The organism is Kribbella sp. NPDC058245 (assembly GCF_042882005.1).
GTDB lineage: Bacteria > Actinomycetota > Actinomycetes > Propionibacteriales > Kribbellaceae > Kribbella.
On record NZ_JBHVWY010000016.1, the window covers coordinates 178,153 to 196,256 of the forward strand.

An 18,104-nucleotide genomic window follows, 5' to 3' on the forward strand; every position below is an offset into this window, starting at 1 on the left:
GGGATGAGTCAGGAGCAGGGCTGGGCGGCACCGCGGGCCGAGGGGCCGGTCAGCGGCCGGATCACGGTGCCCGGATCGAAGTCGATCAGCAACCGGGCACTCATCCTCGCAGCGATCGCAGACGGCCCGTCACACCTGACGGGTCTGCTCAGCGCGCGCGACACCACTCTGATGCGGACGGCGCTCACCTCGCTCGGCGTCGGGATCGCGGACAACGGTTCGACCGTCACCGTCACCCCTGGCTCGCTCAAGGGCCCGGCGAGTGTGGACTGCGGTCTGGCCGGGACTGTGATGCGCTTCGTACCGCCCGTGGCCGCGCTGGCCGACGGCGTGATCGCATTCGACGGTGACGAGTACGCCCGGGAGCGCCCGCTGGGTGTGATCCTCGATGCGCTGCGGACACTCGGCGTACAGATCGAGGACGGTGGCACCGGCCGGATGCCGTACTCCGTGTCCGGCACGGGGTCGGTGCGCGGCGGCAAGGTCACGCTGGACGCGTCCGGGTCGAGCCAGTTCGTCTCCGCACTACTACTGGCAGGCGCCCGGTACGACGAGGGTGTGGACATCCGTCATGACGGCAAGCCGGTGCCGTCGCAGCCGCACCTGGACATGTCGGTGGCGATGCTGCGTGAGCGCGGCGTCCAGGTCGACGACTCCGAACCGAACCGCTGGGTGGTTGCCCCCGGCCCCATTCGTGCACTGGACTCCGCGATCGAGCCTGACCTGTCGAACGCCGCGCCGTTCCTGGCCGCTGCGGTACTCACCGGTGGCGAGGTGACCGTGACCGGCTGGCCGGAGCACACTACGCAGCCCGGTGGTCAGCTGCCCGAGATCTTCACCCGCTTCGGCGCAGAGGTGACTCGCACCGAAGACGGCCTCACTGTGCGCGGCACTGGGCGAGTCAACGGCTGTGACCTCGACCTGAGCGAGGTAGGCGAGCTCAGCCCAGTCATCGCGGCTGTGGCGGCCTTCGCGGACGGACCGTCGTACCTGCGGGGTATTGCGCACCTGCGCGGTCACGAGACGGACCGGCTGGCCGCACTGGAGCGCGAGTTCAACGCACTGGGCGGTGACGTCACCCAGACGGAAGACGGGCTGGAGATCCGGCCGAAGCCGTTGCAGGGCGGGCTGTTCGCGACGTACAACGACCACCGGATGGCCCACGCCGCCGCCGTGGTCGGGCTGCTCGTCGACGGACTGCTGATCGAGAACATCGGGACCACGGCGAAGACACTGCCGGAGTTCCCCGAGCTCTGGTCGGGCCTGGCCGGCTGATGTCGCGGTACGACGAGGAGGCCAAGTACGACCGGCCCAAGCGCCGGACGCGGCCGCGGACCAAGGACCGTCCGACGTACGACGATGCCGTCATCGCCTTCGTCACCACTCGCGACCGTGGTCGCTACACGTGCTGGGTCGGCGACACGACGACCGGCCGGCAGGTGACCGCGATGAAGGCTCGCCAACTCGGGCGTAAGGGCGTGATCGTCGGCGACCTGGTCAAGCTGGACGGCAACGCGACCGGTGACGAGGGTTCCCTGGCGCGGATCGTCGAGGTGCTCCCCCGGACGACCCTGCTGCGTCGCTCGGCCGATGACGACGACCCGATCGAGCGGCCGCTGGTCGCGAACGCGGAACAGCTCGTGATCGTCGTCGCCGTCGCCAACCCGGAGCCCCGGACCGGCCTCATCGACCGCTTCCTGGTTGCCGCATACGACGCGGGGATGCGCCCGCTGCTGTGCCTGACCAAGACCGACCTCGCCGACCCGACACCGCTGCTCGACATCTACCGCCCGCTGGGGGTCGAGTCCGTGGCCACCCAGCAGGGTGGTGACCTGCAGGCGCTGCGTGAGCAGCTCGAGGGCCGCACCAGCGTGCTGGTCGGTCACTCCGGCGTCGGGAAGTCCACTCTGGTCAACGGAGTGATCCCGAGCGCGCACCGGGCCATTGGTGTGGTCAACGAGGTCACCGGCCGCGGTCGACACACCTCCACCAGCACCGTCGTACTGCGGCTGCCGGACGGCGGCTGGATCATCGACACCCCCGGTATCCGCTCGTTCGGCCTGGCCCATGTCGATCCCGACAAGCTCATCGACGCCTTCCCCGATCTCGCGGACCTCACCGTCGACTGTCCGCGCGGCTGCGCTCACACGGAGACGTCCCCCGGCTGTGCCCTCGACGAGGCTGTCGCCGAGGGCAAGGCCGACGCGGACCGGGTCACGTCGTTCCGCCGCCTGCTGGCCAGCCGTGAGGGCCGCGAGCAGCGGGACTCCGAACCGACTACTTAGGCAGCTGCCCGTCCCACACAGCCTTCGCCCCGGCGTCACCGGTGCGGACGGTCTGGTAGATCACCAGTACGCCGATCACTACCATCGCAACGCTGGTCACCAGCCCCAGCGGGCCGCCGCGGCCCTCTTTGGCGCCCTTCCCGCTGGCGAGCGCTGAGGGACCACCCAGCAGCAGGAACGCGGCCACTGCCACCACAGCGAAGATCAGGCAGAACCAGAAGAGCAGGTCGCCCCGCTCCTGGTGCAGCTCGACAGCCTTCTGCAGGGTCGGTACGGCGGCGACGAACGCCTCACCGCTCTCCTTGGCGACGAACGCGAGTGCCAGCGAGCCCAGACCGAGCAGCAGCACCGGCCAGCGCAGCAGCCACCGCCAGCGGGGGACCAGAGCGAAGACGATCGCGGTCAGTGCGGACACGGGTAGCACCAGCACTGCAGCGTGGATGACCAGCACATGCAAGGGCAGGTCCCCGAAGCGCTCGAACATTGACGCCTCCTAAAGGCGGTCGTGTGGTTCTGTACCACTCCACACGATCAGAACCCCTATTCGGTTCAACCGCGCCGCCAAGGACCGGGGCGGTGGGGCGGGAGAAGGTATTCAGTTAGCCTTCCGGCTATGCCCTCGCACACGGATGACCTGCGGCTCGCCCACATCCTGGCCGATGATGCGGATTCGACCACGATGGACCGCTACAAGGCACTCGACCTGCACGTGGCCACCAAGCCCGATCTGACCCCGGTGAGCGAGTCGGACAAGAAGGTCGAAGACGTGATGCGCAAGACGCTCTCCCGGGCCCGCCCGCGGGATGCGTTCGTCGGTGAGGAAGAGGGCACCACGGGCTGGGGCGTACGGCGCTGGGTGGTCGACCCGATCGACGGCACCAAGAACTACATCCGGGGCGTCCCCGTGTGGGCCACGCTGATCAGCCTGATGATCGAGGACCAGGTGGTCGTCGGCGTGGTCTCGGCTCCGGCACTGGGCAAGCGCTGGTGGGCGTCGTACGGCGATGGCGCCTGGACCGGCCGGGCGCTGCACTCCTCGCAGCCCTGCCGGGTCAGTGACGTGAACACCATCGAGGACGCCTCCCTGTCCTACGCCTCACTCAAGGGCTGGGACAAGCTCGGCAAGAAGGACCAGTGGGCAACGCTGATGGACGACTGCTGGCGGACCCGCGCGTACGGCGACTTCTGGTCGTACATGCTGGTCGCCGAGGGCGCGGTCGACATCGCGGCCGAGCCCGAGCTGAACCTCTACGACATGGCGGCCCTGTCGATCATCGTCGACGAGGCAGGCGGCAAGTTCACGTCGGTCGACGGCGCTCCCGGTCCGAACGGCCCGAACGCCATCGCCACCAACGGCCGGCTGCACGACGAGGTACTCAAGCGCCTAGCCTGACCACGTAGGGTGGCCGCATGCCCTTGAACTACCCCCTTGCGGAGCAGACGCTCGACAACGGCCTGCGGGTCGTGGTGAGTTCGGACCGCGCCGTTCCGATCGTCGCAGTCAACCTCTGGTACGACGTGGGTTCGCGTCACGAGCCACCCGGTCTGACCGGTTTCGCGCATCTCTTCGAGCACCTGATGTTCCAGGGGTCGCGCAACGTCCGGTCCGGGCAGCACTTCAGCCTGCTGGAGACAGTGGGCGCCAGCCTGAACGCGAGCACGTTCTTCGACCGCACCAACTACTTCGAGTCGCTGCCGAGCGGCGGTCTGGACCTGGCCCTGTGGCTGGAGGCCGACCGGATGGGCTATCTGCTCGACGCGCTCAACCAGGAGAACCTGGACAACCAGCGTGACGTGGTGAAGGAGGAGAAGCGGCAGAGCTACGACAACCGCCCGTACGGCGACTCGTACGAGCGGCTGGTCCGGCTCCTCTTCCCCGAGAACCACCCGTACGCGCACATGACGATCGGCTCGATGGCTGACCTGGACGCGGCCTCGCTGGAGGACGTGCACCAGTTCTTCCGCACGTACTACGGCCCGAACAACGCCGTACTGACGATCGTCGGCGACGTGTCGGTCGAGGACGCCTTCGACGCCGCCAAGCGGTACTTCGGTCACCTGCCGGCGATCCCGACGCCGCCGCCGGCCCCGGACGGCACGATCGGGCCGCTCACCGAGGTGCTGCGCGACGACGTACAGGAAGACGTACCGTCCGACCTGATCACGATGATGTTCCGGCTACCGCCGGATGGCACGCCGGAGCTGGATGCGGCCGGGCTGGCGCTCGACGTACTGGCTGCTGGTCAGAGTGGTCGGCTCAACCGGCGGCTGGTCCGGGACGAGCAGATCGCCCAGTCCGTCTCCGGTGGTGCGCTGCCACTGATCGGCGGGGTCTCCTTCGGCACGCTGACCGGCATCGCGTCCGACGGCGTGGACCTGCAGAAGGTCGAGGACGCACTGCTCGAAGAGATCGAGAAGCTGGCCGAGAGCGGCGTCACTGCCGACGAGCTGGCCACCGTGCAGGCGCAGGCCGAGCGGGACTGGCTGGAGCAGCTCTCGACCTGCGCAGGCCGCGCTGACGAGATCTCACACCACGCGCTGCTGTTCGGCGACCCTAACCGGATCAACACCCGGATCGACCAGGTCCGCGCCGTCACGGCCGAGCAGGTCCAGGCCGCGGCCCGTGAGTGGATCCGGGCATCCGGTCGCGCTCAGGTGACATACCGCCGTACCGAAGAGGCTGGAGCGGAAGCATGAGCCAGATCCTGACCACTCCCCCGCCGGTCAGCCCGCCCGGTCCGTGGACGTTCCCGGAGTCGACGGCCACGACCACCAGCGGCGGTACGCCGGTGCACATCTTCGACCGCCCAGGCCAGTACGTCGCTACTGTCCGGGTCACGATCGCGATGCCGCTCTTCGCGGAGCCCCGCGACCTCGAGGGGGTCGCGACGATCATGTCCCGCACCCTCGACGAGGGCACTGAGCTCCACTCGGCCAACGACTTCGCAGCGGCCCTGGAGCGGCACGGAGCGGCGTACGGGGTCGATGTCAGCTCGGACGCGCTGCATGTGGAGATCTCGGTCCCGGTGTCGCACCTGGCCCCGGCCGTGAAGCTGCTGGCCGAGGCGGTCACCCGGCCGGCGTTCAATGTCGCCGACGTCGGGCGGCACGTGACGATCCGGCTCGGCGAGATCAACCAGGAGAAGGCGAACGCCGGCTACCGGGCCCGTGAGGCCTTTGCGGCACACCTGTTCGACGCGTCTACGCGCCGGTCCCGGCCGACCGCGGGGACGCCGGAGACCATCCGCCCGCTGACGAACGTCCAGGTGGCTGAGTTCTACCGGAGCAACATCGGTCCGGCGCGGGCACAGATCCTGTTCGCCGGCGATGCGACCGGTGTGGACGTCGCTGCGATCGTCGACGACGCCTTTGGCGACTGGCGGGCCGAGGTGGGCCCCGCACTGGAGACACCCGAGCCGCTGTACCTGCCCGGTGACCGTCTGGTGCTGGTGGACCGTCCTGGCTCGGTGCAGAGCCAGTTGGTGATCGGCTGCGCCGGTCCGGACCGGCGGAGCGCCGCCTGGGGTCCTGCCGCCGTGGCGAACCACGTGGTCGGTGGCACCATCACGTCCCGCGTGGACACCGTGCTGCGCGAGGAGAAGGGCTACACCTACGGCACGCGCAGCAGCTTCTCCGCACCTCGCAAGGGCGGAACGTTCACGCTGGGCGGCGCAGTCCGCACCGAGGTGACCGGTGCGGCGATCGGTGACGCACTGCGGATCCTGCACGAGGCCCGGGACGGTCTGACCGAGCAGGAGGTTCAGGAGGCCAAGGACAGCCTGACGCTGACCGCACCGCTGCGCTACGAGCAGGCGGACTCGATCATCCAGCAGGTGGGCAGCAACATCGCCAACGGCGTCCCCATCGACTTCGCCGACACCTACATGCAGCGAATCGCCGCGACCACGGCCGAGCAGGCCACAGCGGCGTACCGGGAGTTCGTGGGAACCAACGGACTACTTGTCGTCGTCGTAGGGGAAGCCAAGGACGTCAGGCCGCAGCTCACCGAGCTCGGACTGGGGGACCTGATCGAACTGACCTGAGGAGCACAGGATGTCGTACACCGACGGCACTGACCGGACGCACACGTTCTACCCGGTCCAGCCCGGTTCACCGCAGCAACCGGCGTACGGCATCCTCCGCGACAGCACCCAGGCCACCGTCGCGCTCGTCCTGGGCATCATCGCCCTCTGCAGCGGCCTGCTCTTCCTGTCGCCAGTCACGTGGGCGCTCGGCAGCCAGGCGCTCGCCGAGATCGACGCGGCGCCTGGCACCTACAGCAACCGCGGCATGGCGCAGGCCGGCCGCATCCTCGGCATCGTCGGTACGGCGTTGCTGGCGCTCGCCCTCGCCAGCTTCGCGCTCTTCTTCGTAGCCGTCTGAGCTGATCTGATACCTTCCCCGCCCCGAACTACTTAGGAACCACCAAGCAGGTGACGCCACGGTCGCCCAGACTCCAGCTCTCTTCGACCGGGTGCAGGTAGTAGATGTCCGATTCCTTGGCGGCCTGACCCTTCAGTGCATCCGCCCGGTCGGTGCAGCCCGCCTCGGCGTCGGCCTGCACAGCGCTCAGGCCCGGCCACTTCCCGGCCGGCAGTTCGAAGTTCGCGTAGACCTCGCCACCGTTCGGCCCGCTGCACGGCACGAGCTTCATGTTGCGGATCTCGCCCTCCGCGTCGATGCTCTCGACGCAGTCACCGACCTTGAGCTTGTCCGGCCGCACATTCGTCGTCTCGGTCACCTGACCGGACGCGTCCCGGCTCGGCTCGTCGTCGGTGGCGAGCGCCACGATCAAACCCACCCCGAACAGCAGGACCCAGCACCCGGAGATCACCAGACCGGCGATCGCGAGGCCGCGGCCGTTCTGGTTGCGCTCCTTGACCTGGCGCAGCGCGATGACGCCCGTGATGACGCTGAACAGGATCACCCCGATGATGCCGAGGATCAGCGACGCGATCGCGAGCCCGTTGGTGCCCTGCGGCGGGCCCTGGTACTGCTGCTGCGGGATGCCCTGGATCGGCGCCATCGGCGGCATGCCGTACTGCCCCGGCTGCTGCGGAGGTCCGCCGTACGGCGGCTGTCCCCCGTACGACGGCTGGCCGCCGTACTGCGGCTGCTGCCCGTACTGCGGCGGGCCGGGCTGCTGTGATCCCGGGTACGGCGGCTGGCCGCCGGGAGGCCCGGCCGGGGGTGGAGTCTGACTCATGGACGGACTGTAAACCCCGCGGACCGGCCCTGTCCGGCATTATGGCCTGACCGGTATTAACTGGAGATGTAGTTGGACAGTTGCTCCTTCTCGAACTCCAGTTCGCCGATCCGCGACTTGACCACGTCGCCGATGCTGACCAGGCCGGTCAGGACACCGTCCACGACGACGGGGACGTGCCGGATCCGGCGGTCCGTCATCAACCGCATCAGGTTGTCGATCAGGTCGTCCGGCGTACAGGTGTGCACCTCGGCGGTCATGATTGCGCTGACCCGGACATCACCGGCGTCCGGTGTCCGGTTCACGAGCCTGACCACGTCACGCTCGGAGACGATGCCGGCCACGGACGTCCCGTCCGCACTCACCACCACCGCGCCGATGTTGCGCTCGGCCAGCAGGGCAAGGAGTTCGGTGACGGTGGCCTGCGGCGAGATGGTGACCACGTCGGTGCCTTTGCCGCGCAGTACGTCGTTGATCTTCACGGAGCCTCCTGCAGATCGAGGGGGACCAATACCCCAAGGTAGCGAAAAGACCACTGACGCGGCAGGTCTCATCTCAGAAACGACGGGTGACGACGATGTCACCCGGTGTTGTGAAGGTCTTCACAAGATGCCGACGGCAACGGTCGACCGATAAATCCGGAGGCGGTTCGATCGTTCCACCCGTAAGATCGCGGGGTTTGATGACCGGCGAGGGGGGATCGATGGGCTGGCGGCAGGACCTCGCGGTACTGAGGCATCGAGACGTCCGGCTGTTCGTCTCCTCCCGGTTCGTCTCCATCCTCGGCTCGACGATCGCACCGGTCGCCCTGGTGTTCGCCGTCCTGGACATCTCGCACTCCGCGAGCGCGGTCGGCACCGTGCTGGCCGCCCGGAGCATCCCGAACATCGTCTTCCTCCTCGTCGGCGGCGTGATCTCCGACCGCCTTCCCCGGCACCTCGTCGTACTGGTGGCCAACACGATCAGCGGCCTCACCCAGACCCTCGCCGCCATCCTGGTGCTCACCGGCCACGCGACGATCTGGCAGCTCGCCGCGATCGAGGCGGTGAACGGCGCCGCCTCCGCCTTCGTGATGCCGGCGATGACCGGCGTCCTCCCGTCCATCGTCGACAAGGCCGACCTCCCGCAGGCGACCGCCATCTCCGGCTTCGCGCGCTCGGCCGCGATGATCGGCGGCGGCGCGGTGGCCGGTGTGATCGTCGGACTGACCGGTCCGGGAGTCGGGTTGGCTGTCGACGCCGCGACCTTCCTGATCGCCGCGGCGCTGATCTCCCGGCTGAAGCTGCCACCCGTCGTGCGCCGCGCGTCCTCGATGATCACCGATCTCCGCGAGGGTTGGAGCGAGTTCGCCTCCCGCCAGTGGGTCTGGGTCGTCGTACTGGCGTTCGGCCTGCTCAACGTCATCTTCACCGCCTGCTACACGACCCTCGGCCCGGTCATCGCCGACACCACCTTCGGCCGCGCCGCCTGGGGTGTAGTCAGCGCCTGCTTCGGCGCTGGCCTGGTCGCGGGCGGTCTGCTGATGCTCCGCCTCAAACCGCGCTACCCGCTGCGCGCCGGCATGGCCGGAATGTTGCTCGCGGCACCAATCATTCTCTGCCTCGCCCTCTTCCCGTACGCCGTTGCTGTCGCCGCCGCAGCCTTCGTGATGGGACTCGGCTTCGAGATCTTCGGCATCGGCTGGGAGACCGCGCTCGGCCAGCACGTCCCCCTCGACAAGCTCTCCCGAGTCTCGTCGTACGACATGCTCGGCTCCTTCATCGCCAACCCCGTCGGCCAACTGACCGTCGGCTACATCGCCGCCGCCGTCTCCGTGAAGGCCGTCGAACTGTACGGCCTGACGCTCTACATCCTGATCACCATCGCCACCCTCGTCGTACCGTCCATCTGGAACCTCCGCCGCCTGGACCAGGCCCCCACGGCGTGACGCAGCCGCGGAGACGCCATTCCGGGACCGCCGCCGCCTCCCCATCCCCCGATAGGGTGGTGTGGTGAGTTCAATCGTTCCGGGTCCGCAGAAGAAGCTCGAGCAAGAGATCGACGCCGCCCGTTCCGGCGCCAAACCTCTGTCCGCGAGCGACCTCAACCCGTCCGCGCCCCAGCACACCGGCCTGACCGGCCTCGACGACTGGCCGGACGCCCTGCGCTCCACGGTCGAAGCCGACTACGAGCGCACGACGGCCCTCACCACCAACCGTCGCAAGACCGCCGACAACTTCGTCCCCGCGCTCCTCAGGGGACTGACGGAACTCGTCGACCAGATCGAGACTCACCTGCAGTCGACCAAGCCAGGCCTCTTCGGCAAGAGCACCCCGCTGGACCCGCCCTCCACCGACCTGGCCGACCTCCTCGGCCTCCCGACGGAGGCGGTCAACGCCACCCCCGGCCGCTCCGAGCACAAAGAAGCCGCCCGCACCCTCAAGTCGATCCGCGACCAGCTCAAGTCCCAAGAGGTCATCCACGACCCCCTCGGCCGCGACACCCCGATCGACCACAACAAGCTCACCCGCCTGGTCACGTTCATCGTCCGCCTGGCCCTCATCCTCCACCAGGCCCCCGACGCCGCGGTCCTCGTCCCCACCGCCCTCGAGTCCTTCGCCGAAGGCACCCCCGACCCCCAAGTCGACGAACCCTTCGCCGAAAAACTCGAGTTCTGGCAAGAAACCTACGAAGACCTCGCGTAGCGCCTGACCTCCCGCCCATCTGACGGGCTGATCGCGTTGCGGGTGGGCTCATCGCATGCGGTGGGTCCACCCCCAACCGCATGGGTTCACCCACCAGATTGTGGGTTCCTGACCCCCATGCGGGTACAGAACCCACCAGCCCATGGGTCAACCCATCAAATGGCGGGAGAGCCCATCGCATGCGGTGGGTCCACCCACAACCGCATGGGCTGACCATCCGCCCTGGGCCAACCGCACGCCGCTAGCCCACCCACAACCGCATGGGTTCACCCACCAGATTGTGGGTTCCTGACCCACATGCGGGTACAGAACCCACCAGCCGATGGGTCAACCCATCAAATGGCGGGAGAGCCCATCGCATGCGGTGGGTCCACCCACAACCGCATGGGTTCACCCACCAGATTGTGGGTTCCTGACCCACATGCGGGTACAGAACCCACCAGCCCATGGGTCAACCCATCAAATGGGGATCGCCGAGCACCCGTAACGTCCGAAGGACCGGAGACCACGCCTCCGGTTCTTCGGACGTTGTGATCGGGGCTGCGCCTAGCTTCGGCGGGCGTAGCGGGCTTCGGTGGTCTGTTTGGCGGCGGCCCACCAGGGTTCGTGGTCGCGGTACCAGGTGATGGTTTGGGCCAGGCCTGACTCGAAGTCGTCGTACTGGGGGATCCAGCCGAGTTCGGTGCGGAGTTTGGCGGAGTCGGTGGCGTAGCGGAGGTCGTGGCCGGGGCGGTCTGCGACCTGGTCGTAGGCGTCGGCGGCTTGGCCGAGGAGGCGGAGGATCGCCTCCGTGACCTGCTTGTTCGAGCGCTCTTGACCGGAGCCGATCAGGTAGGTGTCGCCGAGGCGGCCGTTCTGCAGAATCAGTTGTACGGCGGCGTTGTGGTCGTCGACGTGGGTCCACTCGCGGACGTTGGCGCCGGTGCCGTAGACCTTCGGGCGAACGCCGGTCAGCACGCTGGTGATGTGGCGCGGGATGAGCTTCTCGACGTGCTGATACGGGCCGTAGTTGTTGGCGCAGTTGGAGATCGTGGCGGCGATTCCGTACGACCGGGACCACGCCCGCACCAAATGATCCGAGCTGGCCTTGGTGGCGGAGTACGGGCTGGACGGGTCGTACCGCGTCTCTTCTGTGAAGCGCGATTCCGTGTCGAGGGACAGCGCCCCGAACACCTCGTCGGTCGAGATGTGGTGCAGGCGGACGTCGTACCGGCGTACTGCCTCGAGGATGTTGAACGTGCCGACCACATTCGTCCGGATGAACGGCGCCGGGTCGCCAAGCGAGTTGTCGACATGTGACTCGGCCGCGAAGTGGACAACAGTGTCGGACTGCTTCACCAGCCGGTCGACCAGCTCGGCGTCGCCGATATCACCGTGGACGAACTCGATGTCATCGGCAACCGTCTCCAGGTTGCGCCGGTCACCCGCATACGTGAGCGCGTCCAGCACGGTGACCCGACTAGTCCGTACGGCGTTCTGGACGAAGTTGGCGCCGATGAAACCGGCTCCCCCGGTGACCAGTAGGCGGTTCATCTACCGACGCACCATGCTCGGCCGGTTCAGCAACGCCAGCAGGTATTCGCCGTACCCGGAGTTGCGCAGTGGTTCCGCGAGCAGCCGGAGGTCGTCGTCACTGATGAACCCCTGGCGCCACGCGGCCTCCTCGACGCTGCCGACCTTGTGCCCGGTCCGGTTCTCCAGCACCCGCACGAAGTCGGACGCATCCGCCAGCGACTCGATCGTGCCGGTGTCCAGCCAGACCGAACCCCGATCGAGCACCTGCACCTGCAGTTTGCCGCGTCGCAGGTACTCGAGGTTCACGTCGGTGATCTCGAGCTCGCCGCGCGCGCTCGGCCGCAGCGACCGCGCGATCTCGACCACGTCGTTGTCGTAGAAGTACAACCCGACGACCGCGGAGTTCGAGCGCGGCTCACTCGGCTTCTCCTCGATTCCGATCGCCCGGCGATCCGCATCGAACTCCACCACGCCGTACCGCCGCGGATCCGCCACGGTGTAAGCGAAAACCACCCCACCATCGGGATCCGCGGCCGTTTTCAGCTCATCCCCGAAGCCGTCCCCGTAGAACAGGTTGTCCCCCAGGATCAGCGCCACCGCGCCGTCCCCGATGAACTCCTCGCCCACCAGAAATGCTTCCGCGATCCCGTCCGGTTTCGCCTGCACCGCATAACTGAACGAACACCCGAACTGCGCCCCGTCACCCAGCAACCGCTCGAAGCTCGCCCGGTCCTCCGGAGTCGTGATGATCAGGATCTCGCTGATCCCCGCGCTCATCACCGTCGACAGCGGGTAATAGATCATCGGCTTGTCGTAGATCGGCATCAGGTGCTTGGAGATTCCCCGCGCCATCGGGTACAGGCGAGTCCCCGACCCACCGGCCAGCACAATCCCCTTCATCAAGCCTCCTCCCCCGCACCCTAGGTCGCCTCCTTGCCCCTCGCAATCACCCCGGCGAGTCGTCGCCCAACGCCCGATTTGACTGGCTAGCCACTCAGGTTGGGGGTTCTGCACCACTAGGTCAGCTTCGCGGCAACTAGGCCGGTACGGCGGGGTGGTTGCTCGCCGATCCGACTGCAGCTAGGTCCGGTACGGCGGGAGTGGTTGCTCGCCGTACCGTCTGCGGCCGGGTCCGGTACGGCGGGAGTGGTTGCTCGCCGAACCGTCTGCAGCTAGGTCCGGTACGGCGGGAGTGGTTGCTCGCCGTACCGTCTGCGGCTGGGGGCGGTACGGCGGGGGTGGTTGCTCGCCAATCCGACTGCGGCTGGGTCCGGTACGGCGGGGGTGGTTGCTCGCCGTACCGTCTGCGGCCGGGTCCGGTACGGCGGGAGTGGCTGCTCGCCGATCCGACTGCGGCCGGGCACGCCGCTTGTGGTTGCTCGCCGCTGCGGCCGATTTACAGTGACGGGTGGCTGGGGCCGGCGCGGGGCTGAGGGGGATGGTTCGGTCGGCGACCGCGGTTCCCGTTGTCTGAGCTTCCGGGCTGTGGCTGAGGTCCAAGATCTGCGCCGAGGAGACGGTTCGGACAGAACGTTGCACCGAGCGGACGGGGCGGCCAGCAGCGGGCGAGGCTCCGCGTTATCGGTGAGTTTTTCGGGTCTAGGCGCCGAAAAAGTCACCGCTAACGAGCAGCCGGATCCCAAGCGCGGGGGTTGGTCGCGTTAGTTGGTGAGTTTTGGGGACTCGGTGACGAAAATCGACCAATTAGTGGGCCGGGTGGGCCGGAGTGCGGGTCGGATCGCGTTAATTGCCGAGTTTTAGGGACCCGGTGACGAAAATCCACCAATTAGCGAGGGCTGCCAGGCGCGGCAGTACCCCCGCCCCCCAGCGCCCCCGGGCCCGCCTGCCATCTGATGGGTTAACCCATGAGGTGGCGGGTTCTGGACTCGCATGCGGGTGCAGAACCCACAACCTCATGGGTGAACCCATCAGATGCGGGGGGTCAGCCTTTGATGGCTCCGCCGAGGGCGAAGGCGCCGCCTAGTTTCTTGCTGAGGAGGAGGTACAGGAGCAGGACCGGCATGGTGTAGATGAGGGAGTAGGCCGCCAGTTGGCCGTAGTTGGGTTCGCCGTACTGGCCGAAGAAGGTGAAGATGCTCACCGAGGCCGGCAGCCGCTCCGGGGACAGCAGCAGCATGAACGGGACGAAGAAGTTTCCCCACATCCCGATGAACGTGAAGATCAGCACCACCGCGATTCCCGGCCACATCAGCGGCAGCACGATGCTCTTCAGCGCTCGCATGTTGCTAGCGCCATCCACCCACGCCGCTTCTTCGAGCGAGATCGGTACGCCGTCCATGAACGTCTTCGTCAACCAGATCGCGAACGGCAGCGAACTCGTCGCCATGAACATGATCGTTCCACCCAGTGTGTCGACCAGGTTCAATTGAACGAACAGCCCGTACACCGGCACCATCACCGCAGTGATCGGCAATCCAGTGCAGAACAACACGGTCAACAAGAACGGGCGGTTGAACCGCGACTTGAACCGCGACAACGGGTACGCCGCCAGCACCGCGCACACCATGGTGAGCAACGCCGAACCACCGCACAGGATGAGCCCGTTCAAGACCGGCCGGTACGTCGTGTCGGTGTTCAGCACCGCTTTGAAGTTCCCCAATGTCGGGTGCGTCGGGAACTCGACCCGCAACCCCGCCGTCCGGTTGATCGAGGCGAACAACACCCAGAGCAGCGGGAGAACGAACAAGATGCCGATGGCAAGCAGCACCAGGTTCGATGCCAGCTTGCTGATTCGGTCCCGCGCGATCATGGGGCCTCCTGACCTGGACTGAGGAGCGCAGGGAGCGAAGCGACTGGAGTGACGAGGGAAGGGCTGGAGTTAAAGCCCCATGATCCGCCGCGCCGGAGGCGTGGCCATGACACTGTCACGCTGCCTCCGCATTGAGTCCACGCAGGTAGATCAGTGAGAAGACCGCACCGATCGCCAGCATCACCAGGGCGATCGCGGTCCCGTAGCCGATCTGGGAGAAGCTGAACGCCTGCTCGTACATGTACAGCGGCAGCGTCTGGGACTTCGTCCCGGGACCACCGCGGGTCATCGCGTAGATCAGGCCGAACACGCTCAGCGTCTGCAGCGTGATCAGCATCAGGTTGGTCATGATCGCGCGGCTGATCATCGGCAGCGTCACGAACACGAGCCGCCGCCAGCCGCCGGCGCCGTCCATCTCGGCCGACTCCTCGATCTCCTTCGGTACCTCACTCAGCGCCGCCGAGTACACCAGCATCGAGAACGCCGTACCGCGCCAGATGTTGGCCAGCGAGACCGCGATGATCGGTGCCGCGTACAACCAGTCCTGGCCGGGCAGCCCGACCGCACGCAGCATCACGTTGAGGGTGCCGTCGTCGTTGAAGAACGCCGAGAGCAGGTACGCCGCCACCACCTCGGGCAGCACCCAGGCACCGATGACCGCCGTACCGACGAAGTTGCGGACGATCTTGGTCGACTTCCGCATCAGCAGCGACAGGCCGAGGCCCAGCGTGTTCTGCCCGACGATCGCGGAGAGCAGCGTGAAGATCAGCGTCAGCCAGATCGCGTTCGTGAACGCGCCGCTGCCGAAGGCCTTGCGGAAGTTGTCCAGCCCGACGAACGTCACGTTCGCGGCACCGTTGCCGGTCAGCGCCATGTTCGTGAACGCGGCGTAGACGCAGTACCCGATCGGGCCGGCCAGGAAGACCAGCATGAGGCCGATGGCCGGGGTGAGCGGCAGCATCTTGAACAGGTTCGCGCTCCGCGGCTTCCCGTTCCGGCCGTTCTCCGGACCGGCCGGAACGGGAGCGGGGGTCGCGGCGACAGTAGTCGTCACAGGGGGAGGTCCTTCTACTGGCCGGAGGTCGTCTTGTCCTTACCGACAATGCCTTCGACCGCTTCGTCGTAGTTCTTCGCGGCGTCGTCCACCGAGGACTGTCCGGTCATCACCGCCTCCATCGCGGTGATGATCTCGTTCGAGACCTTCGGGTACTCCGCGTACGCCGGCCGGTAGACCGTGACGGAGACCAGGTCGGTGAAGAACTTCGTGGCCTCCGAGGAGCTCTTGTACGACGCGTCCTCGGCAACGTCCTTCCGGACGGCGATCTGTGCACCGTCGGTCGCGTACTTGGCCGCGTTCTTCGGCGTCTGCAGCGTCTTGATCAGGTTCCAGGCGGCGTCCGGATTCTTGGCCTTGGCCGGGATCGCCCACGTCCAGCCACCGGAGAGGCTGACCTTGCCCTTGCCGCTGCCGTCCTGGGTCGGCATCGCGGTCTGACCCATCACCTTGGTCCACTCGGGCCACGGCTTGGCGCCGGTCTTCTGCCAGTTGCCGTAGATCCACGAGCCGTCCAGCGCGATGCCGAGCTTGCCCTCGGGCAGGAGTTCGGTACCGACCTTGGAGCCCATGTTCGGGTCGAGCGCCTGCTTCGGCGACGGGCCGATGCCTTCGCTGAAGACGGTCTTGACGAAGTTCAGCGAGTCCTTGAAGCCCTGGCTGCCGACGACCCACTTCTGCTGGTCGTTGTTGTAGAGCGAGTCCTTCGTGCCGTACAGGAGCATCTCGAAGCCCTGCATGGCCGAGCCCTCACCCATCGGCTTGCCCGAGTACATGTTGAACGGGGTGACGCCGGGGACCTTGGCCTTGATGGTCCGGGCCGCACTCAGTACGTCGTCCCACGTCTTCGGCTGCCAGTCGGCCGGCAGACCGGCCTTCGCGAAGATTTCCTTGTTGTACCAAAGGGCCCGCGTGTCCGTGCCGTCCGGGATGCCGTACGTCTTGCCGTCCAGCGCCTTGGCCGCGCCCTTGGCGGAGTCCTGGAACTGGCCCCACTGGTCCCACTTGCCGATGTACTCGTCGAGCGGCCGCAGGTAGCCCGCGGTGATGTCGGAGTTGATCAGGAAGGTGTCTTCGTAGACCACGTCCGGTGCGGTGTTCGGCGACCGCATCATCAGCTGCAGCTTGGTGTAGTAGTCGTTCTCACTCGCCACGATCGGCAGGATCTCGACCGTCGAACCGGGGTTGGCCGCCTCGTACTCGGACTTCACGCCGGCCAGGAAGGTCTTCATGGTCGTGCCCGGGCCCCATTGCTGGTAGGCGATCTTGATGGTCGCCGGACCACTGCTCTGCCCACCGGAGTCCGGCTGCTTGGTCGACGACCCCTGACTACAGGCCGACACCGCCAGCAGCAGCGCGGACGCGGCCAGCGCGCCAACCGCCTTGAAACGCTTCTTTGTCACCATCAGGTCCACCTTCGGGCAATCGTTGTCATCCCGGTACCACGACCCAAACTGAGCGGGCTTTTGGCGAACTTAGGAGCCTGACGGCGCGGAAGTCAATGGTTGACAGACAACGTTGTCCCCGCCTGGCCGGGGTGACGCGGCAACCTTGTCATAACAATCCGGTCACCGCGCCGAAACCTGGTTCAGACAGTAGCGGGCGTCGCTTCGTGACGACCATGGACGACACGTTGCGACCGCATCGCACCCAGGCCACAGAGGAACAGCCCGAGCGCGAACCAAGCACTCAGTACGACGAACGCCGAGCCCGACCCGGCCCCGTCGAAGAAGCTCACGGAGCGCAACGCCGTACCGGCTGCTCCCGGCGGCAGCAGTTGACCGAACGCACCCCAACCGCTCGGCAGCATCTCCGGCGCACTGGTCAGACCCGACAGCGGATTGCCGAGCAGCATCATCACCGCGGCCCCTGCGCCGAGCCCGGCCATCCCGAACAGCCACTCGAGCCCAAGCAGCGTCAGACTCGTCGCCGCGATCGACAGCGCGATCACGCCGGAGTTCGCGAAGTAGTTGCCCTCGAACGAACCGAGCCAGAACTGCAGTACGGCGCCCAGCGCGAGTCCGCCCGCGACCGCGAAGCCGACCGCCCCCACCATCCGCTTCGCACCGGAACGGATGAAGCGCGTCAGCATCACCGCGGCCAGGATTCCGCCGATCACCAGCGGCAACGCACCGGCAGCCAACCCAGTCCCGCGCGGATCCTCCGCCGGCAGCGGGACGACATCGGTCACCTTGGCCGGGTGATCCGGCGACAACTTGGACGCCAACTGCACGAGGATCTGCGCGACCGCCGGACCACCAGCAGAGGCAGTCAGCACCTCAGGCTGCGCCGGGTCGAGCACGATCGCGCCGTACACATCCCGGTTCTCAATCAGCTGTACGGCGGATGCTCGGTCCGCGACCGCAGTGATCTCGAACCCGCCGGGCATCGCCTTCTGCAGCTCTGCCCCGACCTGACTCACGGCCTGTTCCGGGCCGGCCACGGCGACCGGCAGATCGCGGGGAGCGGACCGGGCCGCGGGCCACGCGAACGCGATCAGCAGCACCGTGAGCACCGCGGTGAGCAGGGTGACGACGACGACCACGGGCGGCCGGCGCGGGCCGTCCTGCACCTCAGCAGTCATGACGGA

General features: G+C 67.2%; 18 protein-coding genes. 8 read left to right on the plus strand and 10 right to left on the minus strand.

Translation table 11 applies throughout. The features are described from left to right. Positions 1-3: 3 nt before the first annotated feature. Positions 4-1,275, plus strand: coding sequence for a 3-phosphoshikimate 1-carboxyvinyltransferase (gene aroA / locus ACFVWG_RS32240; RefSeq protein WP_391547226.1), 1,272 nt, complete (start codon positions 4-6; stop codon positions 1,273-1,275). Then, a complete protein-coding gene (rsgA, locus tag ACFVWG_RS32245) occupies positions 1,275-2,285 on the plus strand; it encodes a ribosome small subunit-dependent GTPase A (protein WP_391547227.1) in 1,011 nt (336 codons plus the stop codon). The genes aroA and rsgA overlap by 1 nt, the downstream gene beginning before the upstream one ends. On the opposite strand, the gene ACFVWG_RS32250 is transcribed toward rsgA, so the two are convergent. Further along, complete coding sequence (locus ACFVWG_RS32250) at positions 2,278-2,769, minus strand: DUF2231 domain-containing protein (protein WP_391547228.1); 492 nt, start codon at positions 2,767-2,769, stop codon at positions 2,278-2,280. The genes rsgA and ACFVWG_RS32250 overlap by 8 nt on opposite strands. A gap of 129 nt (positions 2,770-2,898) precedes the next feature. Here ACFVWG_RS32250 and hisN point away from each other — a divergent pair, with 129 nt between their 5' ends. From hisN to ACFVWG_RS32270, 4 genes are read left to right on the plus strand one after another with little or no spacing between them, the layout of a single operon-like run. Further along, complete coding sequence (hisN, locus tag ACFVWG_RS32255; RefSeq protein WP_391547229.1) at positions 2,899-3,678, plus strand: histidinol-phosphatase; 780 nt, start codon at positions 2,899-2,901, stop codon at positions 3,676-3,678. Between the two features lie 17 nt (positions 3,679-3,695). Next, positions 3,696-4,982: a M16 family metallopeptidase gene (locus ACFVWG_RS32260; RefSeq protein ID WP_391547230.1), complete on the plus strand. Its 1,287-nt coding sequence runs from the start codon at positions 3,696-3,698 to the stop codon at positions 4,980-4,982. Beyond that, a complete protein-coding gene (locus tag ACFVWG_RS32265) occupies positions 4,979-6,328 on the plus strand; it encodes a M16 family metallopeptidase (protein WP_391547231.1) in 1,350 nt (449 codons plus the stop codon). The genes ACFVWG_RS32260 and ACFVWG_RS32265 overlap by 4 nt, the downstream gene beginning before the upstream one ends. Before the next feature lie 10 nt (positions 6,329-6,338). Next, a complete protein-coding gene (locus ACFVWG_RS32270) occupies positions 6,339-6,668 on the plus strand; it encodes a DUF4190 domain-containing protein (protein WP_391547232.1) in 330 nt (109 codons plus the stop codon). A gap of 28 nt (positions 6,669-6,696) precedes the next feature. On the opposite strand, the gene ACFVWG_RS32275 is transcribed toward ACFVWG_RS32270, so the two are convergent. Both ACFVWG_RS32275 and ACFVWG_RS32280 read right to left on the minus strand, forming a co-directional pair. Continuing rightward, positions 6,697-7,491 carry a DUF4190 domain-containing protein gene (locus ACFVWG_RS32275; protein ID WP_391547233.1) on the minus strand — a complete coding sequence of 265 codons (795 nt, stop codon included), beginning with the start codon at positions 7,489-7,491 and terminating at the stop codon, positions 6,697-6,699. Between the two features lie 56 nt (positions 7,492-7,547). Continuing rightward, positions 7,548-7,973 carry a CBS domain-containing protein gene (locus tag ACFVWG_RS32280; RefSeq protein ID WP_391547234.1) on the minus strand — a complete coding sequence of 142 codons (426 nt, stop codon included), beginning with the start codon at positions 7,971-7,973 and terminating at the stop codon, positions 7,548-7,550. A gap of 200 nt (positions 7,974-8,173) precedes the next feature. On the opposite strand from ACFVWG_RS32280, the gene ACFVWG_RS32285 reads away from it, so the two are divergent. Continuing rightward, positions 8,174-9,418, plus strand: coding sequence for an MFS transporter (locus tag ACFVWG_RS32285; RefSeq protein WP_391547235.1), 1,245 nt, complete (start codon positions 8,174-8,176; stop codon positions 9,416-9,418). A gap of 64 nt (positions 9,419-9,482) precedes the next feature. Continuing rightward, on the plus strand, positions 9,483-10,175 hold the full coding sequence (locus ACFVWG_RS32290; protein ID WP_391547236.1) for a hypothetical protein: 693 nt from the start codon (positions 9,483-9,485) through the stop codon (positions 10,173-10,175). 546 nt (positions 10,176-10,721) lie between these two features. On the opposite strand, the gene rfbB is transcribed toward ACFVWG_RS32290, so the two are convergent. The 7 genes from rfbB to ACFVWG_RS32325 all read right to left on the minus strand — a co-directional run bounded on the left by rfbB (position 10,722) and on the right by ACFVWG_RS32325 (position 18,098). Then, positions 10,722-11,708, minus strand: coding sequence for a dTDP-glucose 4,6-dehydratase (rfbB, locus tag ACFVWG_RS32295; RefSeq protein WP_391547237.1), 987 nt, complete (start codon positions 11,706-11,708; stop codon positions 10,722-10,724). Continuing rightward, on the minus strand, positions 11,709-12,590 hold the full coding sequence (gene rfbA / locus ACFVWG_RS32300) for a glucose-1-phosphate thymidylyltransferase RfbA (RefSeq protein WP_391547238.1): 882 nt from the start codon (positions 12,588-12,590) through the stop codon (positions 11,709-11,711). A gap of 180 nt (positions 12,591-12,770) precedes the next feature. Beyond that, a complete protein-coding gene (locus ACFVWG_RS32305) occupies positions 12,771-13,229 on the minus strand; it encodes a hypothetical protein (protein WP_391547239.1) in 459 nt (152 codons plus the stop codon). A 403-nt stretch (positions 13,230-13,632) separates the two neighbouring features. Then, positions 13,633-14,460 carry a carbohydrate ABC transporter permease gene (locus tag ACFVWG_RS32310; protein ID WP_391547240.1) on the minus strand — a complete coding sequence of 276 codons (828 nt, stop codon included), beginning with the start codon at positions 14,458-14,460 and terminating at the stop codon, positions 13,633-13,635. 115 nt (positions 14,461-14,575) lie between these two features. Continuing rightward, positions 14,576-15,514, minus strand: coding sequence for a carbohydrate ABC transporter permease (locus ACFVWG_RS32315; protein WP_391547241.1), 939 nt, complete (start codon positions 15,512-15,514; stop codon positions 14,576-14,578). Positions 15,515-15,528: 14 nt separating this feature from the next. After that, positions 15,529-16,920 carry an extracellular solute-binding protein gene (locus tag ACFVWG_RS32320; RefSeq protein ID WP_391547242.1) on the minus strand — a complete coding sequence of 464 codons (1,392 nt, stop codon included), beginning with the start codon at positions 16,918-16,920 and terminating at the stop codon, positions 15,529-15,531. Positions 16,921-17,102: 182 nt separating this feature from the next. After that, a complete protein-coding gene (locus tag ACFVWG_RS32325; RefSeq protein ID WP_391547243.1) occupies positions 17,103-18,098 on the minus strand; it encodes a hypothetical protein in 996 nt (331 codons plus the stop codon). Between the last annotated feature and the right edge of the window lie 6 nt (positions 18,099-18,104).